The sequence below is a fragment of the Herminiimonas aquatilis genome (assembly GCF_042665175.1).
Taxonomy (GTDB): domain Bacteria; phylum Pseudomonadota; class Gammaproteobacteria; order Burkholderiales; family Burkholderiaceae_D; genus Oxalicibacterium; species Oxalicibacterium aquatilis.
Genome location: NZ_JBHTCC010000001.1, coordinates 1,631,058 through 1,654,812, shown reverse-complemented (window position 1 = coordinate 1,654,812; position 23,755 = coordinate 1,631,058). Strand labels below are relative to the sequence as shown.

Sequence of the window (23,755 nt, the reverse complement as noted above, 5' to 3'; positions counted from 1 at the left end):
ATTCTTCTCGGCAATCAAGCGATACCTTTGTGCGAGACCTACTTCATTGCCCGTCGCTTTTTTACCAAGCAAACCACCCTTTTAGCAAGCTGGCGCACCTCGCGCCTTTACCCCGTGTATCCTGTCGTCTTGAGATTTCACCTGTAACGATAGAACCGCACGCCATGACCAGCACCAATGCCAAAAACATCACTTCTGCCGAGCTCTCCGCTACCTCTTTGAGGATGCTGGAATTGCGGGATGCCGTGCTGAATGAATGGCAAGCGCGCATGCGCGCGACTATCTCGAAGGCGGCGGGACTGTCGCAGCCGATACTGGTGAATACGATGCCGGTGGTGTATGCCAATCTTGCCGAAGCGATCACGCCCGATTACGCGCGCAACAGCAATGGCGTACTGGAAACCACGGTTGCTGCCGAGCATGGCAACGAGCGTGCGCGGCTGACCAACTATGATTTGAGCACGGTGATATCCGAATATCAGGTGTTGCGTTTGGCCATCTTTGATGTGCTGGCAGAAAACGGTTTGCATCTGACGGAAACCGATATGCGCATCATCAACATGACACTGGACGCGACGATCAAGGAATCGGCGACCGCTTTCTCACTGGTGCAAAGTGCTTTTCGCGAACGCTTTGTAGCGACGCTGGCGCATGACTTGCGCAGCCCCTTGAATGCGGTGCAGATGTTTGCCGAGCGTATCGGTAGAACCAGCGACCCGAAGGTGATCGGCGAACTGAGCGACAAGATCAAGCAGAACGTCGGCCGCATGGACAGGATGATTCGCGAGCTGCTGGATATCGTGGTGTTCGAACAGGGCGAGCGGCTGAAGCTGCACCTGACCAACTTCAATATCATGCAAGTGGTGCGGCAGGTCTGCGACGAATCCTTCGATATCTATGGTTCGCGCTTTGAAGTCGTCGGCGAAGACGTGACCGGATGGTGGGGTCGCGATGCCTTGCAGCGTGCACTGGAAAACCTGATCGGCAATGCGCTGAAATACGGTTCTAAAGATACGCCGATCACAATCAAGATCGATCACTATCACGGCCGCATCCTGATCTCTGTGCATAACGAAGGCAATCCTATCCCGCCGGATCAACTGGAGTCGGTGTTCCAGGTATTCGAGCGCGCCAAGATTGCGAATGACGAGAATGAGCAGGGTTGGGGCCTGGGCTTGCCGTTCGTGCGCAGCGTGGCAGAAAGCCATGGCGGCAGCATCGTGACCGACAGCTCGCCGGATGCGGGGACGACTTTCATCATCGATATACCGATTGATGCGCGGCCTTTCCTCGATGCGCCGACGTTGCAGCAGATACAGTAAGCACGGTTCGGTTATAGATTCGCGCTATAGATCCGGCTGTAAATTCGGCGATACATGCGCCAGATGCTCAACACCGCATTCGGCGGCATGCTCGCCGTTGTTGCGAACCCCCTTTTTTTTCAGCTCACATCCCTAGCTAGATTTTCAACCAGAAAATTGACAAAGGTCCGCACGCGCAATGACATATGACGCGCGTGTGGATACAGCAGTATGAATGGTCGCGAGGTGCCGCCAGAGCGCGGCAACAATTCGACCAGATCGCCCTTCTCCAAATCCTTCTCGACGATGAAGCGATAGGTTTGCACCAGCCCTGCACCGTTGCGCGCGAGCGTGACGATCCCCAATACATCTTCTGAACAGCAATAACCGCCCGCGGTGCTGATAAAAACCTCTTTTTTGTCGACGTGGAATTGCCAAGGAATCTTGCGCCCGGTGCTGGGCAATTCAAACTGTATGCATTCATGCGACTGCAGATCTTCCAGCTTCTTCGGCGTGCCCGCGCGCTTCAAGTAATCGGGCGATGCGACGAGTACCAGCTCGGCATCTTCCAGCTTGCGCGCGATCATGTTGGAGTCGGTCGGTGCGCGCCCGCGTATCGCGAGGTCATAGCCCTCTTCGGCGAAATCGATATTGCGATTGCTCACATGTACATCGACCTGCACATCCGGATACAAGGCGCGAAACTTGGGCAGCAAGGGCAGCAAGCGGTAATGCGCATACGGTGTCGGCATGCTGATGCGTAGCAGCCCGGCCGGCGCGACCTGCTCGCCGGTCACCAGCCGTTCGGCATCCACCAGTTGCGACAGCGCTTGCCGACATTGCTCGAAATAGACGCGCCCTGCTTCAGTCAGGCGTATCTGCCGCGTGGTGCGCACAAACAGGCGCACGCCCAGACGCTCTTCCAGTCGCGAGACAGAACGGCTGACGGCGGCAGGTGTGACGCTGGCTGCATTGGCGGCGGCGGTGAAGCTGCTGAGCTCCGCCGCGAGGCAAAACAGTTCTATGCTGCCGAGCTGGATATCGTCGAAATTGCGTTTCATCGTGCGTCCTCATTAGTTACATCAGGTATCAGGTAATTTGTTAAAACCTGTATTTATCACCTCAATCGACATAAGTATAGTTCATCACATCGGGAACACACAAAGCCCCGCCAAGATGCAGTGAAGAGCGACTAGGCACTGCGCAATCACATACTTTATTGAGGAATTGAACATGAGCACAGCAACAAGTACCGGCAACAAAACAGCCATCGTCACCGGCGCATCAAGCGGCATCGGCTTTGCGATTGCAGCGGAATATCTGAAACGCGGTTACAACGTGGTCGGCAATGCACGCACCCTGGCACGCCTGCAGATCGCAGCAGAAAAACTGGGTTCGCCGAAAAACTTCCTGATGGTGGAGGGCGACATCTCCAAACCCGCGACTGCGAAGAAACTGTTCGAGCAAGCGATTGCCGCTTTCGGCAAGGTCGATATCCTGATCAACAACGCCGGCATCTTTACCGCCAAGCCTGTGGTCGATTACACCGAAGATGATTTGAACACCATCGTCGATACTAATCTGAAGGGCTTCTTCTACCCAACGCAAGAAGCTGCGGCGCACATGGTGGCCAACCAGCAAGGTCATATCGTGACGATCACGGCCGGCATCGCAATGCAGCCGAATGCGCTGGTACCAGCCCTGCTGCCGGTGCTGATCAAAGGCGGCTTGAACCATGCAACGCGCGGCCTCGCCATCGAACTCGCGGCATCGAATGTGAAGGTCAATGCAGTTGCACCAGGCATCATCAAGACACCCATGCATAGCGATGATGAAGCGACGCAAGCATTCTTCCGTCGCCTGGCACCGACAGGTACCACCGGCGTCACCAAGGATGTTGTCGATGCTGTGTTGTACCTGACTGATTCGAAGTTCACGACAGGCGTGGTGCTGCCGGTGGATGGCGGCGGGACAGCTGGCACCTGGTAACAAGCTGGGCCAAAATGGGCGACGGGGCGGGTATTGCTGAAGCTGTGGCGATGCATGCCTAGCCGGTCTCGATCGATACCGTCGTCGCCCTAGTGTTAGACGCCGCTCGCTGTCGTTGCCTTGCAGTCGGCGCAGAGAGTGGATTACATGATTGATTCAAACCAGAAGGAGAACACACCATGCCATACGTCAATATCCGCATCACGCGTGAAGGTGCCACCGCAGAACAAAAGCTGGCATTGATAGAGGGCGCGACTGATTTGCTGAGCCGCGTATTGAACAAGAACCCGGCAACCACCTTCGTCATCATTGACGAAGTGGAGACCGATAACTGGGGCCTCAATCGCGAAAACATCACCACCTTGCGCAAGCGCGAGGCTGACAAAAAGGCCGCGGGCTGATCGTAGCAGTGCGCCGGATTGCCGGTCGTGATGGTGCCAGCCGTTACGACCGACAACACAAATTTTTATTCCAGTTACTATGGGCAGGCATCCCGCCCAAACAAACAAGACTGGCATCATTCAAGAATGAATGAATACTACTGAGCGCAAGCCAACCTGGCTCATCCCCCTGCTCGGCCTGACGCAGATCGTCGGCTGGGGCTCCATGTTTTATGCGTACGGCGTATTGATGCAACCGATGGAAGCGGAGTTGCAAATTTCGCGCTCTGTCGTCGTTGGTGCCTATTCCGTCGCGTTGCTGATATCCGGTTGCCTGTCGATGCTGGCGGGATCTATCGTCGATCGCATCGGCGGTCGCCTGCTGATGGGTGCAGGCAGTTTGCTGGCTGCATTGATGCTGGCTTTCTTGTCGAATGTGAATAGCGTGTTGAGCCTGTATCTGGTGTGGGCTGGCATCGGCGTGGCGATGAGTGCGACGCTGTACCAATCTGCATTTGCCGTACTGACACAAGTGTTCGGCAATAATTACCGGCGCGCGATCACGCTGGTGACGCTGTTTGGCGGCTTCTCCAGTACCGTGTTCTGGCCGTTGACGCAGTTCCTGTCCGATCATTTCGGCTGGCGCGATACGTGGCTGATCTATGCAGCGATCAATCTGCTGCTGTGCTTCCCGATTCACTGGCGTCTGCCTGACTTCTCCCCCGCTGCGGATGCGCACAGCCATCGCGATACGCACAAGGCAAGCCTGGCGGCGGTGCTGCGCGAACGGCGCTTCTATCTGCTGACGGCAGCACTGACCTTCAACGCGCTGGTGTTCTCGGCGATGTCGTTGCATATGATGTCGATCCTGCAAAGCAAAGGTATTTCACCCGTGCATGCGGCGCTGATTGGCGCGATGGTCGGGCCGATGCAAGTGTTGGGACGGCTGCTGGAGACCACCTTTGGCCGCAATACGAGTTCCTACAAGGTGGGGATGATTGCGATGTGGCTGTTGCCGATGGCGCTGATCCTGTTATTCACGCCGACGGACTGGTTTGCCATGCTGGTTTTGTTTGCGGCGATGTATGGGATAGGCAATGGCATCATGACCATCGTGCGTGGCACCTTGCCGGCTGAATTGTATGGACGCGATATTTACGGCGCGGTCAGCGGTGCGATGGCAGCGCCGGTAATGATCGCGATCGCGGCCGGTCCGTTTGTGGCGTCGCTGGTGTATTCGGCGACCGGCGGCTATACCGGAACCTTGCTGGCATTGATCGCGATCTGCGGCGCGGGTGCGATTCTGTATACCTGCACCTCGCCTTCCGCAGCGACGATAGATGCAGAGGAAGGTATGAACGCAGATACAGATGCGGATATCAAGGAACGCGTATCCGGGCGGCCGTCGCAAGACGTATAGCTGGTGAAGATACGAGGCCAGGACCAGTGAAGAGAATAAATAACGAAAATAAGTGATGAAAGCAATTGATACGAATGCCGGACACACCTGCACGTGATGGACAGGCACTACGGTTTTGCGGCTCTATTCTAGAGATGGCAGTGATTGCCAGTTGGCGACCCAAGCCGGTATTTCTGCTGCAAGTAGCGGCTTGGAGATGCCGTAGCCCTGCCCCAGTTCGCAACCCAGCTCCAGCAGCTTTTCAGCGATCTCTACCGTCTCCACACCTTCTGCCAGCACGTCACGCCGAAACACCGTTGCCAACCCGACGATGGCTTGAACGATGGCGCGGTTCTCGCTGTCTTCCAGCATATTGCCGACAAAGCTGCGATCGATCTTGAGCGTTTCGGCAGGAAAATGCCGTAGATAAGTGAGCGATGAATAGCCGGTGCCGAAGTCATCGACGGAAAAGCACACACCGGATAGCTGGCATTCGCGTATCACGTCAGCGACAGCCTGGATATCCTGCAACGCGCTGGTCTCCAGGATCTCGATATCCAGCATATGCGGATCGACGTCCGGATATTTGGCCAGCGATGCGGCCAGTCGCTGCGCAAAATCTCTTCTCTGCAATTGCCGTGCGCCGATGTTGACGCTGACAGATATATTGAGGCCGGCGTTGCGCCACGCGTCCATCTGCCACAACGCGGCATTGAGGACCCACTCGTCCACCTCTTCGCTTAAAGGATGAAATTCAATCGAAGGCAAAAATGCATCCGGCGCGAGCATGCCAAGTTCTGGATGATTCCAGCGTATCAATGCCTCGACGCCGACAACGACGCCGGTACGCATATTGACCTTGGGCTGATAGCGCAGGAAGAATTCATTGGTGGCCAGCGCATGCCGTATGCGTTCATGCTGCAAACCCAGGTTTTTTACTTCGGCATCCAGCGCGGAATCGAAGATGTGATAACGATTCTTGCCGGCCTGCTTGGCTTCATACATGGCGCGATCAGCATGGCGCAGGAGTTGATCGGCGTCGACGTCGTCCTGCGGATAAATGGTGACGCCTATGCTGGCCGATATACGCAGCAGATTGCCTTGCAGGACCACCGGTTTGGCACACGCGTTGAGAATACGCTCCACCATGCAGCCGCATTGATGCGGCCCCTGCACATCGGCCAGTACGACTGCGTATTCGTCGCCACCGATGCGCGCCAGCGTATCGACATTGCGCAGAACGGCTTTCATGTTATGCGATACCGCGACCAGCATTTCATCGCCGACATCGTGACCGTACTCGTCGTTAATCTCCTTGAACCCATCGAGGTCGAGGTAGAGCACGGCCAGTGATTTTTTGGTACGCTGGCTGAGCGCCATGGCCTGATGCAAACGGTCTGACAGCAATATCCGATTAGGCAAGTCGGTGAGCGCATCGAAATGCGCGAGGTGCTCCAGCTCTTCCTGTTTGATGCGCAGCGATGTGATGTCGGCAAACAAGGCGACGTAATTTTGTACATTGTTGGCCGCATCGTGCACGATGCTTACCTTGACGTAACCGGCATAGGACTCGCCGTTTTTGCGACGGCTCCATAACTCGCCCTGATAGCGCCCATGCCGATCCAGGCTGTCGAGCAGAGCCGCCATGACTTCCGGCCCTTGCCGACTGGAGTTGAACATCGTTGGCGGATGACCAATGACGTCGTCGCGCGTGTAGCCGGAGATGCTGGAAAAGGCTTCATTGACTTCGATGATGATGCCGAATGCATCGGTGATGACGATCGCTTCATTGGTATTGGTGAAGACGCGGGAAGTCAGCTCGAGTCGTGCTTCTGCCTGCTTTCTATCGGTGATATCGCGAGCAATACTAGACGCGCCTGTCACCGCGCCATGTTGGTCGAAAATCGGCGAGATGGTGACAGACACTTCTATAAGGCGCCCGTTTTTGCAAACGCGTAGCGTCTCAAAATGCTCTACTTTTTCGCCTTTGCGCAAACGATTCAGGATGGTCGCTTCTTCATCTTGTCGATTCGCCGGCAACAAAATCAACATGGGTTGACCGATCATTTCTTCCGCACTATATCCAAACATCGCTTGCGCGCCGCGGTTCCAGCTGGTGACGATGCCGCTCAGAGATTTGCCGATAATGGCGTCATCCGACGATTGCACAATCGCCTGATATCGTTGTGCCTCACTGTCGAGACGCATGTACTCTGTGATATCGCGCGCCACCTTGGAGGCACCAATTACTACCCCATGCTGATCGTAGATAGGCGAAATAGTGACAGAAATATTGAGCGCGGTACCGTCCTTGTGCAGCCTGATGGTTTCAAAATGGTGGACTTTTTCGCCGGCGATGATTTTTTCGAGTATGAATTGTTCTTCATTCGCCTTGTCGGGCGGAAACAGCTTCAGCAGCGAATGCCCGATCATCTCTTGTGCTGAATAGCCGAACAGCAGTTGTGCGCCGGCGTTCCAGCTGGTGACGATACCCTTGAGATTTTTGCTAATGATGGCGTCATCGGAGGAAGCAACGATGGCCTTGAAATACTGATCTACGCTATCGTCTTTCGACAATACGATGTTGTCGTCATTGCTGGCGATGAGAGCGCCGTCAATCGCGCCGTCATTGAATGAATCCATTTGTACGCCTCCGGAACCGCCGGCAATCTCGCCTGTCAGGTTCTAATTATTTTCAGCAACATGCGTTCCGTGGCTGCGTGTATTGAGGGCAAATCCAAGGCTTACCAGATCGCACTCATCCTTTTTTCAGTCTCTTTTTATTCGCCTATTTACTTGCTTATTTGCAAGTATTTCACTGCATTTATTCATTAGTAATATAGCGAAAAGATTACTGGATAGAAAGGAATAAAACCTCCCATAAATATGGGGGATCGACGAAATAATGCAGATAAAAAAAGGGCTCCCGAAGGAGCCCTGAAAGTTGAGACTATTTACTACTAGGGGAGAAGACTACTTAAGCGTGAGCAGGTGATCCGCCAGCCGCTGCTGCTGCATTTTCTGCTGCGAGCTTCTCTCTTGACAACGCCACGTGTTTCTTCAGCGTCGGTCGGAGAGCAACGATAGCGAGTACTGCTGCGGTCAGATCCATACATGCAACCGTGTACAGAACGGTAGACCATGTGCCGGTTGCTTCCATCATCAAGTTACCGACTGGAACAAACAGTGCACCGATACCTTTAGCGGTGTACAACACGCCGTAGATCTTACCGATGTGCTTGGTGCCGAATGCATCGCCAGCCAGAGCCGAGAACAGGGAATACACTTCGCCCCATGCCAGGAACACAACGCCGGACAAGATCAAGAACGCCCATGGGTTCGAACCGAAGTAGCCCAGAGCAATAATGCCGAAGCCTTCCAGTGTGAACGCGATAACCATGGTTTTTTCACGGCCGATGTTATCCGAGATCCAGCCAAACAATGGACGCGAGATACCGTTCATGATGCGATCGAGCATCAATGCCAGTGGCAACGCTGCCATGACAAAGAAGTACATATCAACTTCGAACTCTTTCACACCCAGATCGGTTGCGATAACGCCCAACTGAGCAACTGCCATCATGCCGCCAGTAACCACGCAGATGAACATGAAGAACATGAGCCAGAACAGTTTTGTGTTCAGCGCTTCTTTCAATGTGTAATCGCGTGTTGCCTGTGCCAGTTTGCTGCTCGCAATGCTGATTTCACCTTTGAGTGGCGAACGCAGGAACCAGGCTGCGACGAATGCCAGACCACCTTGCAAGATGCCAAAGAAAAGGAATGTTGCTTGGAAACCCGATGTTTCGATCATTGCTGCGATAGGCAGAATCGTTGCAGCGGAACCAGCACCGTAACCACCAGCGGTCAAGCCAACTGCCAGACCACGACGGTCCGGGAACCATTTCAACGCGTTGTTGATACATGTTGCGTAGATCGAACCGACGCCGATACCACCGAACACTGCGCCGACGTAGAAGCCGGTCAGGGAGGTAGCTTGCGAGTTCAGATACCATGCAAAACCGATAAAGATCGCGCCGAATGCGACCATCAGGCGTGGGCCCAATTTGTCGATGAAGTAACCTTCAATTGGTGCGAGCCAGGTTTGTACCAGAACGAAAATGGTAAATGTAATTTGAATTTCTGCACGCTTCCAGCCGAATTGCTCCTGGATTTCTGGAACGAACAATGTCCATGCGTACTGAATGTTTGCGGTTGCGATCATACAGATCACGCCGACCACGAGCTGCCACCAACGCTTGTTGGAGACTGGTTTGTCTAATGCTACTGCTGGTCCGCCGCTCATTTGGATGCTCCGTTAAAATTTGCCATCATGTTGTTCCTCATGTCCATTAATCCATCTGGTCTTGCGACCAAACAGCTAATGCTTGGATTGAATATTTGCCTATGCAAATGCAGAGGCCTCTCAAGGTTTACGTTTTAAAGGCAGCCAAACTTTGGTCCGGTCGAACGCCGTTCCGCCTTTCGTTCTGGTGACCCGGTCGGGAATCGCCAAAACATTTGGTTAGTTCATGCTTAACTTCCCGCCTGCATGAAAAAACCTCTTCAGGGCAAACAAACCGGCTTGATCGGATTTCACTACCGGGTTTTGCCTAGCGTGGGGCAATCTCGGTGCCGGGAAACCGGCGGCGTCATAAAGACACGAATCAGAAAAAACGGTTGGCTTGTTCGCCCTTCAGCAATCTCAAGGTAATGTTAAGTACCCGTTAAAATTTTGATGGAATATACGTAGGTCCTTTTGGCCAAACAATACGTAGTTATACCTATTTTCGATAAATTTGACATTTATATTGCGTCGCAATAAATCTTAAAATCCTTACGTAGCAAGGCTTTCAAGCGCGTCTCTCGAAAAAATTGGGATATGCGATTTTTTAATAGCTGATATCAGCTTTAACAATAATGCGTTGTCAGGATTTACAAATTTTCCCGTAAGCATTACGTTAAAAATTCATCGACAAGAGAATTGAAAGCGCAATTGAGAGCACTCAGCGACGCGTTGGCGGAAGGATTTTTGTTGCAAGGATGCAATGAATGAGCGGAGCGCCCATTCAGCATGGTTAATGCGACGTTGTTAGTGCACGACCTGGATTTGACTACCGGGACAGCGCCTTTTGGGCGCGATATCTGGCCGAGCGCTTGGGCATCAACATCGATCCGCTGCAGCTAGGCGCGCCACAATAACAGGCAAATGCGCGTTTAACGGCGGGCGTGTGGCGTTCTTCAAAGATCAATGCGTAGTCGTAACTGAGTTCTTCGCCGGCGGCAATTTCTTGCAGGGAATAAATATAGACGCGACCGTCTTCATGTTCAGCGGCTTCGCAATTGGGTTCGCATGAATGGTTGATGAAGCGTGCTTCGTTGCCGCCACTGCCGCCATCGATAATGCGGCCGTCATTAAGACTGAAGAAATACGTGTGATTAAGCGGGCCTTCGGCATCGGCGCGTTCTTGCGCAACTTCCCACAGAATGCGTTCGCCCTGGTATTCAACGATGCATGTACCGGCTTCTATTGTGACCCTGGCGAAAATGCCGGTGCCGTGGATAGTCGAAGTCTTGACGACATAAAGCGGCAGTGCTGTCATGTCGGCATCGCTATTTGTGTCGCGGGCAACAACTGCCGCGACTGGATCTGGGGGCGTATTCAATTCGATTCGATTTTCTGGGAAAAACGCGGAGTAGCGCGTGTTGCTATTGTACGAAGAAAATAACTCGCCATCCTTTCTGTATTGAATCTATCAAACGAATCAATCGAACTTAAGGGGTGGCGGATTGCCTTATACGGATAGCCAACGACTTTGCAGGGCACTATTTGCTCAAGCAAATATTCCAGAGAAGTCCATAATGTGTGCAGTTTCCACCTGCTGTAGAAGATGAAGTCCAATTCCATTCTTGCCAACGCACGCAACCGCAGCACCATCGGTTTAGCGCTATCAGTGTTGTTCCATATTGCGATCCTGCTATTTGCGCTGGAGCATCAGTCGACCCCGCCGCAAGAAATCGGCACGTCGATGACGGCACCGATATCCATACAATTGCTGCCGCCGTCCGAGAATTCGAGCAAATCCACGCCCGCTCCAGCCCTCACCGTGACGCGACCAGTATCCAAAGCGGCTGGCAAGCCAAAAGAAAAGGCGCGCAAAGATCAGGATGTTGCGCGTAAAAAACCGGTACCCGTGCCGCAGGAAAAGCTCGCCACGATCAAGCCGCAGCAAGCGCAACCTGAAGCGGCACCGACCGACATGATGAGCATGCTCAATAATGCGCGCGAACGTCGCCGCGCGGCAGGCACGCCAGATCGTAACGACAGGGAAAACGAAGAGCAACCGGATGACAATGCCATTGCACGCGCCAACGTGCAGCACAGCATGCGCCAGGCGCAAGCGCGCGGACGCAACGATGGCGGCGGTGTGTTCCAGGTAACATTCAAGGGTGTGCGCACGGCGGAAATGATCTTTCGCGGCTGGGATGAACGCCGTCGCGACACCACGCGCCAGTTGCTGGAAATCGATGCCGGCCTGAATGGCGATATCGATACCGCCATCGTGCGCAAGATGATTGAACTGATACGCCAACGCCAATCGGGCGACTTCAGCTGGCAATCGCGCCGCCTGGGACGCGTCGTGATGCTGTCGGCACGCATCCAGGACAATGCCGAACTGGAAGATTTCTTGAAGCGGGATTTCTTCGAGTACTACCGCTAAGCTGTAGCTGCAGCCGCATCGCCACTGCGCTTGCCGACCGGTGACCGCTCAAGCTATCCCGCGCTGAATTAACTCACACCAGACAAGTCTCGCGCAGAACCTATCGGCAATCGCTACATTCCATACACTATCGTCAGGCCTGACTACCGATACGGAGGCACTATGCAACTCGAAGGATCCTGCCATTGCGGCGCGGTGCACTTTTCCCTGAACAGCGCGACGCCTTATCCCTATCAACGCTGCTACTGCTCTATCTGCCGCAAGACCCAAGGCGGTGGCGGTTATGCCATCAATCTGGGCGGCGATGCCAGCACACTTCATGTCAAAGGCGCAGATGACATCAGCGTGTATCACGCAAGATTCAAAAGTCCCGGAGATGAACGGGCGCATACCAGCAGCGGACAACGCCACTTTTGCCGACGTTGCGGCAGCGGGCTGTGGTTATACGATCCGACCTGGCCGGAACTGATACATCCATTTGCATCTGCTATCGATACGCCCTTGCCGGCACCGCCAGAACACACGCATCTGATGCTGGCGTTCAAGGCACCGTGGGTCGAAGTCCATGCGACGAAGAAAGACCAGCAGTTCGATCTTTATCCGGAAGAGTCGATTGCCGAGTGGCATGCGCGTTTGGGACTGACTGCACCGGAATGAACTGCTGATTTGTTCCTGCCCAAAAAAAAACCGCGAGCCAGTCGCGGTTTTTTTGGCCCGCCTTCTCTATGCGAGACGGACGAAATGACGATTCTAATCGCTGCACATTTACAGACTCAATCTTGTGTCAATGAGCAGCGGCAATGACTGCGCACTAGATCAGGAAAAGTATGGCGGCGACGGCCGTCGGCAATATCGCACCGGCCAGCAAGCCACCTACACCGATGGCGCCGTCCCGAAAGCCATCTCTGAGCAGGGCGACGCCCGCAGGATTCGGTGCATTAGCAATGACGGTCAAGCCGCCGCCTGCGACCGCACCGGCCACCAGCATGTATTTGGCCTGATCCGACATTCCCTCGATCAGCGAACCCAGATACGTCAACGCGGCGTTATCGGTAATGGCGGTCAACCCAAGCGCACCAAAGAACAATGCCGTCGGTTCCAGACTGGAGACAATAGGCTGCAACCACCATTGCTGCATACCGCCCAGCACGACCAGCCCGGCCAGGAAGAAGCCGACCAGCAAACCCTCTTTCAAAATCAATGGACTTTGATATTGGGAATAAGCCTGCGTATAGCCAAGAAAGAACAGGAAGATGGCCATGAAGATCACCGGATGATGCGCAAAAATCACGACCGAAGCCAAGGCCATCAAATGAATCAGGATCACCACAAGCGGTACGCCTTCTTCCTTGGTGCCAGCAACTGGTTTATCGTCGGTGAGATGCTCACGCAACAGGTAAGTGATCGCCGTTGCATTGATCAAGACCGCTACCGCTGCCTTCCAGCCGAAGTTGGCTGCCATGAAAGCACTGTCCCAGTTCCATGTTGCGGCAACCATCAATACTGGTGGCGCAGCAAACGAAGTCAGTGTGCCGCCGATCGATACATTGACGAAGAGCACGCCAAGCGCGCCATATTTTTTCCACTCAGGCGTGCCTTCGCGGAACACAAGCGGCGCGAGCATCAATGCTGCCAGCGTCATCGCGGCCGGCTCGGTTATGAGTGAGCCGATCAATGGCACCAGACTCAGGCACAACCAGACACGCACGACTGCCGTCCTCAAAGGTACCAGTGTCGCCAGCGATGAAACCAGTGTCTTGACTGCTTCCAGCACCGGACGGGACGCCGCAATGATCATGATGACAAACACAAAAAGCGGCTCGGTATACTGACGCGATTCCGCATATTCAATCGCTTCCTTGCCGCCGACGACAAATGCCATCGTGGTAATCAAGACAAATGCCCACAATCCGAATACCACTTCGATTTCACCCAAAAGATGAAACAAGCCTGCATGTTTGGTACTGCGGTCAGCAATGCGCTCAAATGACTTGGCGGCGAAGGTATGAATAAGTGCCAGTCCAAAAATGATTGCTGCAATGAGATTGATATCGGTCATTGTTTTACCCGTCTGTTGATTAACAAAGAATTACAAGTGGCCAGGCCCATATCAGGCAAGCCCAGGCTCAGTGACGCTGCAGAGAGTGTCACTGATCGAGGTTGGCAGAAATGCGCGCAATGAATACGCTACGATACAAGGCAATTACGCGTGAAACCGGTTCAGCGTTACAGAGAACCAAACATCGAATACAACGGCGATGCAATTAAAGTATGGCCGATACTTCCGGATGCGGGATATTCATCGAGCTTCTGTCGAGTACGCGCAATTGTTTATCGAGTGTGTAAATCAGCGGCACGCTGTTCGGTACATCGAAGCGCGAGACTTCTTCATCCGGCATGTCTTCCAGAAGTTTGACCAGTGCGCGCTGGCTATTGCCATGCGAAGAAATGATGATGTTCTTGTCTTCACGTAATGCAGGCGCAATCGATTCATCCCAGAACCGGCGCACACGTTCTACCGTATCTTTCAGCGATTCACCGAGCGGCAGCGATGCGCGGTCGAGGCCGTCATAACGCGGCTCGTGACATGGCGAACGCGGGTCATCCTTGTCCATCAACGGCGGCCGACTATCGAAACCGCGACGCCATGACCAGACCTGCTCTTCACCAAATTTGGCGATCGTTTCTGCGCGGTTCTGCCCCGTCAGCGCACCATAGTGCCGCTCATTCAGACGCCAGTGGCTGATGATGGGCGTGTACATCGCATCCATCTCTTCCAGCATCAACCATTGCGAGCGTATGGTTCTTTTCAGCAGCGAAGTGTAGGCAATATCAAAATGGAAACCTGCGTCGGCCAGCGCGCGACCGGCATTGCGTGCCTGTTGGATACCATTTGCAGTCAGATCGATATCGGTCCAGCCGGTAAAGCGGTTTTCCCTGTTCCACTGTGATTCGCCATGGCGAACTATCACCAGATTACCCATTACTTATTCTCATGTTGAAGCGGCAAAACACGAAGATTAACTGAGTTTCAAGAATGATGACGTGCAAGATCGCACTTTGCGACGCCAATAAGGAAGAGTCGCTTGCGTTTTTTATCAATATTTAACAGTTTTTGCAGGTATATCCCATAAATATGTGTAGGCAAGGCAAGCGAATTGGCGCCTAATAATGAACCAATTTTATTTCGGAAAAGCAATTTTTCGACTCCATTTCCCGTTTTGGAATGCGTGCTGACCGGAAATACTTTGTATGCCGGAGTAGTGAGCGCCACTGACCTACACCCAAAATTATTAATCAGGAGCATTGAATATGTTTAAGAATATGACGGTCGGAGCCAAGCTGATTTCCGGCTTTTTGGCGCTATCTGTTGCAGGGGCCATCGTGGCCGGTGTCGGCATATACGATATGAGCCTGATTAACGACAAGGCCGGCGACATCTACAACAAGGAATTACTGGGCCTGTCTTATATCAAGGAAGCTGATATCGATCTGGTATCCATTGGCCGCGCGCGCGGCAATGTGCTGCTGTCGACGACGGAAGAAGAGCGCACGACGAATAAAGAGAACATAAAAAAATACACAGCATCTTTGGAAAAAAATCTGGAGAAAGCGCGCCCGCTATTTTTCAGCGATAGGGCAAAGGTATTGTTTGATCAATACGCGGCTGTTTCGCAAGACTATCAAAAAGAAATGTGGCAAGCCCTGACGCTGGCCGATAAAGAACCACTGCAACAACGCAGCGCCGAACTGACTGCCATCCTGGCGCAGACGCGCGTACATGCAAACAAACTCGATGAGGTCCTGTCGGAATTGTCGGAACAAAAGGAAAAACGCGCGGAACAAGCGTATGCCGAAAGCGCAGAGCTATATGAATCCAGCCGCGCCATCATGCTGGCGCTAGTGCTCTTGAGTGCGGTTTCTGGTCTTCTGCTCGGTGTGTTGATCACCCGCGGCTTGAAGCGCCAGCTAGGCGGCGAACCGGATTATGCCGCCGGCATTGCGTCACGCATTGCAGCCGGCGATCTGACCGTCGACATCCAGATTGGCAGCCACGATCAAACCAGCATGTTGTTCGCGATGCGCGAAATGCGCAACAGCCTGGAAAATATTGTCAGCCAGGTCAGAACCGGTACAGATACCATCGCCACTGCATCCAGCCAGATTGCAGCCGGCAATCTGGATCTGTCTTCACGGACTGAAGAACAGGCCAGCGCACTGGAAGAAACCGCTTCATCGATGGAAGAAATCACCTCTACCGTCAAACAAAATTCCGACAATTCACGTCAGGCGAATGAACTGGCAGTCAATGCATCCGGCATTGCGGTGCGTGGCGGCACGGTAGTGGCGCAAGTCGTGGACACGATGGGCTCGATCACCGAATCCTCCAGAAAAATCGTGGATATCATCGGTGTTATCGACGGCATCGCATTTCAGACAAACATCTTGGCACTGAACGCGGCAGTGGAAGCAGCGCGTGCTGGCGAACAGGGTCGCGGCTTCGCCGTAGTGGCCTCGGAAGTACGCAGCCTGGCACAGCGTTCCGCCTCGGCGGCCAAGGAGATCAAGGAACTGATCGGCGACTCTGTCGAAAAAGTTGATACCGGCAGCAAACTGGTAGAACAAGCTGGCACCACGATGAAAGAAATCGTCGACAGCATCAAGCATGTGACAGACATCATGGCTGACATCACAGCAGCCGGCCGCGAGCAAACTGCCGGAATTGAGCAAGTCAATCAGGCCATCTCGCAAATGGATGAAGTCACGCAACAAAATGCGGCACTGGTTGAAGAAGCAGCCGCAGCATCGCAATCGTTGCAAGACCAGGCGGCCAGCCTTTCCGAGATTGTCAGCGTATTCAAAATCAACAACGTACAAATGCAATCCGCGCGCACCAGCAGCGCTACATCAGCGCGCTCACCCGCCAAAGCCTTGACCGGTGCCACCCAGCGCAAGATTGCAAACAAGCCAGCCCCGCAAAAAATTGCGATAACTAACGCGGGCAGCAATAGCAAGGATTGGGAAGAGTTTTAAAAACGTGGCCGCGTTATCTCTGTTTCGTCAAAAAAGCCCGGCTATGTCGGGCTTTTTTCATCACGACACGCTGCAATACCTCGGCAAGCAGGGAAATTAAATGGAATCTTTACCTGATGGAATTGTCCATGCACAGTGTTCTGCGACGCATGCACGCTCAAACAGATAAAATTCACCTTATGCAATTCAGTTACAGCTCACTGCTCATGCAGACAGCACTCTTGATGGGACTTGCCGGCTGCGCCGGACCCAAACCTGTTGTCTATACGGCGGAAAGATTCGATTCGGCCGATATCTACTCGCGCCGCTTTCCAGTGCCCGGCAATGTCGCTTGCGAAGCAGTACGCCGCACCTTGCTCAGTCAAGGTTATGTGATCAACGCTGCCACTGCCGATCAAGTCGACGGCCGCAAGAGTTTTCAACCGGAGAATGATGTGCATGTGCAGATTGCATTTCGTGTCGTGTGTGCAGCCGACACCGCAGATGGCAGCACCTCATCAGTATTCGTCAATGCCCTTGAAGATCGCTACGCGCTGAAGAAGACCAACAATTCGGCGAGCCTCGGCGTCGGTGCGCTGGGGTCGGTTTCTCTGCCCTTCTCATCCAGCGATGATTCGCTGGTGAAGGTCGCGAGTGCGACGATTTCCGCCGAAAAATTCTATGCACGCTTTTTTCAGCTGGTCGAACGTTATCTGACCAATGAGGCGACACCAGCACCGGAGTCCATGGAAATCACGCACCCCCTGGTGCCTACTCCGAAGAACACTGCGCCGTAACTTTCCAGCCGCCACCCAGCGCCTTGTACAAACTGACAGACGCCTGCAAGCGTAGCGTATTCAATTGTGCGCTGGTATCTTGCGCCGCATACAAGGTGCGTTGCGCATCGAGCAAAGTGAGCAAGGTTTCTGCCCCAGCGCGATAACGCGATTCTGCCAAAGTCAGCGCACGTTGCGCTTGCTTCAATTCTTCTTGTTGCGCGATGCGTTGCGCTTCTATTCCTGTTACTGCATTCAACGCAACTTCTACATCGCCGAAAGCAGCGATGATGGCCTGTCTATAGTTCGCCAATAATTCTTCACGTTGCGCCACTGCCAGATCGCGTCCGGCCGCAAGTCGCCCCGCATTGAAAATAGGCGCAGTCAAACCAGCCGCGAGGCTATACATTGGATTATCAAACAGGCTGCTTGATCGATTGCTGATGGTATTGGCATTTGCAGTCAACACCACACTCGGCAACATCGCTACGCGCGCCACTGTGATATTCGCATCTGCGGAAACCAGTCGCGCTTCGGCACGTGCGATGTCGGGACGCTGCGTCAATATTTCACTTGGTAGACCAGCATTAATGGCCGGTGCTTGCAAGTTTTGCAGATCAGCGCTCGTCAGTGTCAATGCCGTCACACTACGTCCGAGCAAAACGGCGAGCGTGGTCTGGCTGTCTTCCGCCTGCTGACGAATAGCGGCCAGCACACGTTGTTGTGCAGCGACGAGACCACGCTGTTGCGCAAGCTCCAACTGATTGCCGGCACCGGCGCGTGCACGCGACTCCGCCACATTGAGCAAACGTTGCGCACTGGCGAGACTTAACTCTGCAATCGCAGAACGCTCACGCAAACCGACTGCCTGCACCCATGCGGACGCAACGCCAGCAGTGACTGTCAACCTTACCGTATCGCGATCGAAGATTGCGGCACGCACAAGCGATTGAGAACCATCGCGCAAGGCGCGATTACGACCCCAAAAATCCAGTTCGTAACTTGCGCTTAACCCTGCGGAGTAACTTGACCCGGTTGTAACCGCATCACCACCAAGCCGGCCATTGCGGCCTGCGCCAAGTGTGCCCGACAACTCAGGCAATATACCTGCACCGGCAATCGTCGCCGAAGCTTGCGCCTGATTGACGCGTGCCACTGCGGCAGCAACATCCAGGCTTTGCGTTTGCGCGCTCGAGATCAACGCATCCAGTTCTGCACTACCGAAACTGCGCCACCAGTCTTGCGTCACCCTTGTTGCTGATGCTTTGTCCGCTGCTGCATCTTTATGCAGCCATTGCGCTGGCACCTCGGGTGCTTGCGTTTGCGATGGTGTGTGTGTGGCGCATGCTGACAGAGCCAATACGACAGCAATTGCGATTAAAGTCTTTTTCATTTTCAATCCGGTCATTCAGAAGCGAGCGCGACGACAGGATCGAGGGCTGCTGCTTTTTTCGCCGGCATATAGCCGAAGATCAATCCAGTCGCTACCGAGCACGCGAACGCGCCGACTATCGCCGTTACGGAAAAAATCACAGGTACTTTCGACAGCAGCAAGATGCCGCCTATCGTCAAGCCGCTGACGACACCGATCACGCCACCGACCAGTGACACCAAAACCGCTTCGGTCAAAAACTGCCGCATGATGTCGCGCTGACGTGCACCGGTCGCCATGCGTATACCAATTTCACGCGTGCGTTCACGCACTGTCATCAACATCACATTCATCACGCCTATGCCGCCGACTACTAGCGACACGGCGGCGATCAAACCCAGCATCATCTTCATCGCATTGCTGGTTTGCGCAGCAGCCTGCAACTTGGCGGCCGCATTTCCGATACGAAAGTCATCACTACCACGGCGGGCGATCAAGAGTTTTTTCATTTCGGCTTCGGCTGCTTGCACTTGTTCTTCAGACGCCGCTTCGACCACCGTGTAATCCGGTTCGGCGCGCGCATCATAGACGCGCATGCGGCCGGATTGATAAGGGATGAACACCATCTCGTCATAATTCTGCGAACCGGAATCAGCACCGCGTTCGGCCATCACGCCTATCACTTCAAACGGTGCATCGACGATCAAAATCTGCTTGCCGATAGGGTTGCTGCCATCCGGGAAAAAATTCTCCTTGAACTTGTGCCCGATCACGACCACAGGTGCGATATCCCTATCTTCGGCTGCCGTAAAGAAGCGTCCTTGCGCAACACGCCAGCGGTGCACCAGCGGCATCGCATTCGAACTGGCGAATGCATAGACCTGGCGATCGACATTGCCGTAACGCACAGTCACCGGATCGCCGATGATAGGCATGACGTGACCGATTTCCGGAAGAGCCGCAACTGCATCCAGATCTTCTATCGTCAAACGACCCGGCGGACCGCCGTTGGATGGATGACCGCTGCCGAGATACATGATGGTCGTGCCGAGCGACCCCATCTCGTCGATCACGCGCTGCTTGGCGCCCTCGCCGACCGCCAGCATCACAATCACCGATGCAACGCCAATGACGATGCCAAGCAAAGTCAGACTGGTGCGCGTGCGATTCATTTTCATGCCGCGCCATGCAGTGCGTGCGGCTTCGCGCAAATCATCCCAAAACGACGCGCCTGCATCGCGGCCAGCTTGCGCCATATCGGGTGCGGGCAAAGCCTGCTTGACAGCAGACACGCCGGAATCGGCGATGATCTGACCGTCGTGTATCTCGATCACGCGACGCGCCTGTTCGGCGACATCGCGATCATGCGTAATCAAAATAATGGTGTGACCGGCATCGGCCAGTTCATTCAGCAACAGCATCACTTCAGCACCGCTCTTGCTGTCCAGCGCGCCTGTCGGTTCATCGGCAAGGATGATGCGACCGCCATTCATCAACGCACGCGCAATCGATACGCGTTGCTGCTGCCCGCCGGATAATTGCGTAGGTCTATTGTCAAGCTTGTCGGCCATGCCGAGTCGCGTCAGCAAGGCGGCGGCGCGTTCGGCGCGCGCCTCTTCCGGCATGCCGGCATAAATTGCGGGGACCTCAACGTTCTCGCGCGCAGATTCGGTCGCGATCAGGTGATAGCCCTGGAACACGAAACCGAATGCCTCGCGCCGCAACCATGCCAACTCATCACCATCCAGCGTGGCGACATCACGCCCACTAAATGAATAAGTGCCGGAGCTTGGTCGGTCCAGACAGCCGAGCAAATGCATCAGCGTCGATTTGCCGGAACCGGATGCGCCGACGATGGCGACAAATTCGCCCGCTTGAATATTCAGCGTAATGCCGTGCAGTACTTCGACCGCAGGTGCACCATCGATATTGCCGCCGTACTGCTTGCGGATTTCGCGCAGTGCGATCAGTGGTGGCGCATCGCCTACTGTCCTGTCCAATTCGCTTGAGTAAATACTGCCTACCACTTGAACCTCGACGTCCCTGCCTTGCTTACAGCTTCGCCGGTAATCAGTTGCTCACCTTCTTTCAAACCTTCGACTACTTGCACCGCGAGTCTGTCTTGTACACCAGCGCGCACGTCACGCTCTTGTACTTTGTCATGTGCGTCGAGCACGCGCGCCTTGTACATATTCGGTTTTTGATCGACTGGTTGCAACGCACCCAAAGGTGCAATCAACACATCGCGCGCAGATGCGGTGATGAATGAAACCTGTGCCGTCATTTGCGGCAACAGTTCTGCATCCTTGTTATCTACATCGAACAACACCGTGTATTGCACAACTTTGCTGGCAGCTGGTTGACCTGCCGCCGCCTGCCCTGCGGCGGCCACTGGCGGTGCCGGCAAGACTTGCCGCACCTTGCCATTCCAGCGACGTCGATCACCCGCCAGCGTCGAGAAGTACGCCGCCTGACCAGCTTTGACGCGACGAATATCCGCTTCGGAAACTGTGGTCCACACTGTCATCTCTGACAAATCCGCGATGCGCATCAGAGTTGGCGTTTGATACGTCGCGTTCAGCGTTTGACCTTCTTTTGCATCGATGCCGGTAACGGTGCCGGCCATAGGCGCGAAGATGCGCGCGTAACCGAGACGCGCCTCATCCGCTTTCAAACTGGATTGCGTTTGCACGATGCGCGCCTTGAGCTGGGCTATGCGCGCTGCTGCAGATGCCAGATTTGCTTCGGCAGTTTGCACGTCTTCCAGACGCGTAGATTCATCACGATTCATTTGTTGCTGACGCGCGTGCTGCTGTTGCGCGAGTTTATGCTGCGCACGCTGCTCGTCGAGTTGCGCACGCAAATCCATTTGCTGCGCGCGCCCCGCTTCTACCGTCGCCTGAAATACGCTGGCATCGATCTCCACCAGCAACTGGCCTTTTTTGACAACATCGCCGGGTTGCACATGTATGCGCGTGATCTGGCCGGATACCTGCGCACCTACCTCGACCGAAGTCACCGGTTGCAAAGTGCCTATCGCCGTCACGGTCGCCTCGATATTGCCGCGTGCGACAGGCGCTGTTTCAAACTGCGCATCATTGCTGTTGCCCGACCATACGGCTGCCACTGCGATTACACTCAGCAATGCGACTGCGCCAACTATTTTTTGCCTGGCTGAAAATTTCTTACTGGTGAATTTTTTTTGCGTCATTACTTTCGCCATCAGTTCTTGACTTCAAAGGTCAGGGTTGCGGTGTGTCGTACGTCTTCATATTTTTTGCCATCGATAGTGACCGAGCCATTGATGCGCGCAGTGACTTCCAGCAAATAGCGGCCGGGGAAAGGCGTCACCAAAGTAACCGTGCCGTCCTTGGCTGGTTTCAATACCCGACGCCAACCTTCGGAGGTATCGACATTGACTTGCGATGCTGCGACGGTATTTCCCTTCCACACCAGCTTGAAGGTATTGCCATTGGCTTCTGTCGGTACCAGTTCCAGATCGTTGACCGCCTTGATTTCGCTGCGGCCGTTCTTGGCCTGGTAATAATTCAGTATGCCTTTTTCACCGACGCGGCTGGCGACCAGACGTACATCGCCTTTCACCGCAGAGCCGATGACCAAACGCTCCGCCTCTGTTGTCAGCGGCAGATCCTTGCCATCGGCCAGATATGCACGCGGCGCGATGATCGCTGTCGGTGCCAGACGTGTGCCATCCAATTCCCCGATATAAGCGCTTGTCGCACCGTTCACCTCGCGTTCCAGCCAGACATATTCTGCGTGTGCAGAAAACGAAACCGCCAACATCGTAATGCCGACCACCGACAGGAATGATTTTGCTAAAGAGATGCGCATATAGTTTATAAATCTGAAGGGTTGATGATGGACATGCCTGTGGCTAGATTGCCAAGAAACTGCCCGCCAAAAATTGAAAGGGCGACGTTGCACATCCGATGCAAAGCCGCCATTTAGCGATAGTGCTGCGAACAAATCGCAGCACTATCTAATCGCTTGAATTTATTTCGCGACGAAGCTCAAGGTCGTGGTGTACGACAGCTTCTGCACTTTTTCACCGGCGATTTCATAGTCTCCTTTTACTTCGTGGCTGCTCATCAGGATGTAACGGCCTTTTTCCTTGTCTGATATTTCAATGCGGCCATCCTTGTCAGTCTTGAAGCCTTTGGTCCATTGCTCCGGATTGACAACGGTCACTTTTTTGTCCGCTACTGGCTGCCCCTTGAAGGTCAATGTAAAGACATTGCCATTGGCCTTTACCGGGATCAGTTCATAGTCCAGCACGCCGGTGGTTTCGCTACGACCTGCACGCGAATTGAAAACAGCAGCCTGCAACTGGCCATCCTTGTTTTTCCATGGCTTCCAGACTTGATCATTGATCAGGCGCACGTCACCGGCACCTGTTACGTCCGCTTCCAGGTAGTCATGCTTGACTGCCACTTTGGCCAACTGCTTGGCATCCTTGCCAAATACCCTGGTAGTGGCAGCCAGCTTGGCCACATCGTCGCCATGATCGCGGTCGCCATCGACATCGCCGACATACACTTTTGCCGGACCGGTCGCATCGCGTTCCACCCAGACCTGATGTGCGCTGGCGCCCAGTGCGAAGGTAGAGAGCAGCAGGGTGGCGAGTGATTTCTTGATCATGGAATTTCCTTTATTTGAATGAAAATGAATGCGTAAAACAAAACCATCTGAAGCAGCGCAAACAGCAACGCAGGATCGTAGCCGGACATATGCGTTTTTGCCGCCCCTACTATCTATGACTAGCGAGAATGAAAAAAGGGCCATTTC

General features: G+C 54.1%; 19 protein-coding genes. 8 read left to right on the top strand and 11 right to left on the bottom strand.

The annotated features are described in order from the left end of the window. Positions 1–164 precede the first annotated feature (164 nt). Positions 165–1,322, top strand: a complete 1,158-nt coding sequence (locus tag ACFQO0_RS07630) for a sensor histidine kinase (RefSeq protein WP_382233415.1) — start codon at positions 165–167, stop codon at positions 1,320–1,322. Positions 1,323–1,441: 119 nt separating this feature from the next. Here ACFQO0_RS07630 and ACFQO0_RS07625 read toward each other — a convergent pair whose 3' ends face one another. Continuing rightward, positions 1,442–2,362 (bottom strand): LysR family transcriptional regulator, encoded by a 921-nt coding sequence (locus tag ACFQO0_RS07625; RefSeq protein ID WP_382233414.1) that lies wholly within the window; start codon positions 2,360–2,362, stop codon positions 1,442–1,444. Positions 2,363–2,534: 172 nt separating this feature from the next. Here ACFQO0_RS07625 and ACFQO0_RS07620 point away from each other — a divergent pair, with 172 nt between their 5' ends. The 3 genes from ACFQO0_RS07620 (at position 2,535) to ACFQO0_RS07610 (ending at position 5,090) form a co-directional block, all read left to right on the top strand. Continuing rightward, positions 2,535–3,290, top strand: coding sequence for an SDR family NAD(P)-dependent oxidoreductase (locus ACFQO0_RS07620; protein ID WP_382233413.1), 756 nt, complete (start codon positions 2,535–2,537; stop codon positions 3,288–3,290). A gap of 179 nt (positions 3,291–3,469) precedes the next feature. Continuing rightward, on the top strand, positions 3,470–3,691 hold the full coding sequence (locus ACFQO0_RS07615; RefSeq protein WP_382233412.1) for a 2-hydroxymuconate tautomerase family protein: 222 nt from the start codon (positions 3,470–3,472) through the stop codon (positions 3,689–3,691). Positions 3,692–3,821: 130 nt separating this feature from the next. Next, the gene (locus ACFQO0_RS07610) at positions 3,822–5,090 is read left to right on the top strand and encodes an MFS transporter (protein ID WP_382233411.1); all 1,269 of its coding nucleotides are present in this window, start codon (positions 3,822–3,824) and stop codon (positions 5,088–5,090) included. A 123-nt stretch (positions 5,091–5,213) separates the two neighbouring features. On the opposite strand, the gene ACFQO0_RS07605 is transcribed toward ACFQO0_RS07610, so the two are convergent. The 3 genes from ACFQO0_RS07605 to ACFQO0_RS07595 form a co-directional block, all read right to left on the bottom strand. Then, a complete protein-coding gene (locus ACFQO0_RS07605; protein ID WP_382233410.1) occupies positions 5,214–7,712 on the bottom strand; it encodes a sensor domain-containing protein in 2,499 nt (832 codons plus the stop codon). A 334-nt stretch (positions 7,713–8,046) separates the two neighbouring features. Continuing rightward, complete coding sequence (gene oxlT / locus ACFQO0_RS07600; protein WP_382233409.1) at positions 8,047–9,372, bottom strand: oxalate/formate MFS antiporter; 1,326 nt, start codon at positions 9,370–9,372, stop codon at positions 8,047–8,049. 808 nt (positions 9,373–10,180) lie between these two features. After that, positions 10,181–10,732, bottom strand: coding sequence for an SET domain-containing protein (locus ACFQO0_RS07595; protein WP_382233408.1), 552 nt, complete (start codon positions 10,730–10,732; stop codon positions 10,181–10,183). Positions 10,733–10,957: 225 nt separating this feature from the next. Between ACFQO0_RS07595 and ACFQO0_RS07590 the strand changes: the two genes are divergently transcribed. Together ACFQO0_RS07590 and ACFQO0_RS07585 are read left to right on the top strand one after the other, a co-directional pair. Next, positions 10,958–11,788: a hypothetical protein gene (locus ACFQO0_RS07590; RefSeq protein WP_382233407.1), complete on the top strand. Its 831-nt coding sequence runs from the start codon at positions 10,958–10,960 to the stop codon at positions 11,786–11,788. 162 nt (positions 11,789–11,950) lie between these two features. Then, on the top strand, positions 11,951–12,445 hold the full coding sequence (locus ACFQO0_RS07585) for a GFA family protein (RefSeq protein WP_382233406.1): 495 nt from the start codon (positions 11,951–11,953) through the stop codon (positions 12,443–12,445). Positions 12,446–12,599: 154 nt separating this feature from the next. Here ACFQO0_RS07585 and ACFQO0_RS07580 read toward each other — a convergent pair whose 3' ends face one another. Then, the gene (locus ACFQO0_RS07580) at positions 12,600–13,847 is read right to left on the bottom strand and encodes a putative Na+/H+ antiporter (RefSeq protein WP_382233405.1); all 1,248 of its coding nucleotides are present in this window, start codon (positions 13,845–13,847) and stop codon (positions 12,600–12,602) included. Positions 13,848–14,052: 205 nt separating this feature from the next. Continuing rightward, positions 14,053–14,772, bottom strand: a complete 720-nt coding sequence (gene gpmA / locus ACFQO0_RS07575; protein WP_382233404.1) for a 2,3-diphosphoglycerate-dependent phosphoglycerate mutase — start codon at positions 14,770–14,772, stop codon at positions 14,053–14,055. Between the two features lie 328 nt (positions 14,773–15,100). On the opposite strand from gpmA, the gene ACFQO0_RS07570 reads away from it, so the two are divergent. Together ACFQO0_RS07570 and ACFQO0_RS07565 are read left to right on the top strand one after the other, a co-directional pair. After that, positions 15,101–16,822, top strand: a complete 1,722-nt coding sequence (locus ACFQO0_RS07570; protein ID WP_382233403.1) for a methyl-accepting chemotaxis protein — start codon at positions 15,101–15,103, stop codon at positions 16,820–16,822. Between the two features lie 206 nt (positions 16,823–17,028). Further along, a complete protein-coding gene (locus tag ACFQO0_RS07565) occupies positions 17,029–17,598 on the top strand; it encodes a DUF2242 domain-containing protein (protein ID WP_382233402.1) in 570 nt (189 codons plus the stop codon). Here the strand turns inward: ACFQO0_RS07565 and ACFQO0_RS07560 are convergent. From ACFQO0_RS07560 to ACFQO0_RS07540, 5 genes are all read right to left on the bottom strand, one after another. Further along, the gene (locus ACFQO0_RS07560) at positions 17,573–18,970 is read right to left on the bottom strand and encodes an efflux transporter outer membrane subunit (RefSeq protein WP_382233401.1); all 1,398 of its coding nucleotides are present in this window, start codon (positions 18,968–18,970) and stop codon (positions 17,573–17,575) included. The genes ACFQO0_RS07565 and ACFQO0_RS07560 overlap by 26 nt on opposite strands. 11 nt (positions 18,971–18,981) lie before the next feature. Beyond that, on the bottom strand, positions 18,982–20,949 hold the full coding sequence (locus ACFQO0_RS07555; RefSeq protein ID WP_382233400.1) for a MacB family efflux pump subunit: 1,968 nt from the start codon (positions 20,947–20,949) through the stop codon (positions 18,982–18,984). Between the two features lie 20 nt (positions 20,950–20,969). After that, complete coding sequence (locus ACFQO0_RS07550; protein WP_382233399.1) at positions 20,970–22,160, bottom strand: efflux RND transporter periplasmic adaptor subunit; 1,191 nt, start codon at positions 22,158–22,160, stop codon at positions 20,970–20,972. A gap of 11 nt (positions 22,161–22,171) precedes the next feature. Then, a complete protein-coding gene (locus tag ACFQO0_RS07545) occupies positions 22,172–22,801 on the bottom strand; it encodes a hypothetical protein (RefSeq protein ID WP_382233398.1) in 630 nt (209 codons plus the stop codon). Between the two features lie 162 nt (positions 22,802–22,963). After that, positions 22,964–23,608, bottom strand: coding sequence for a nickel uptake transporter family protein (locus tag ACFQO0_RS07540; RefSeq protein ID WP_382233397.1), 645 nt, complete (start codon positions 23,606–23,608; stop codon positions 22,964–22,966). Between the last annotated feature and the right edge of the window lie 147 nt (positions 23,609–23,755).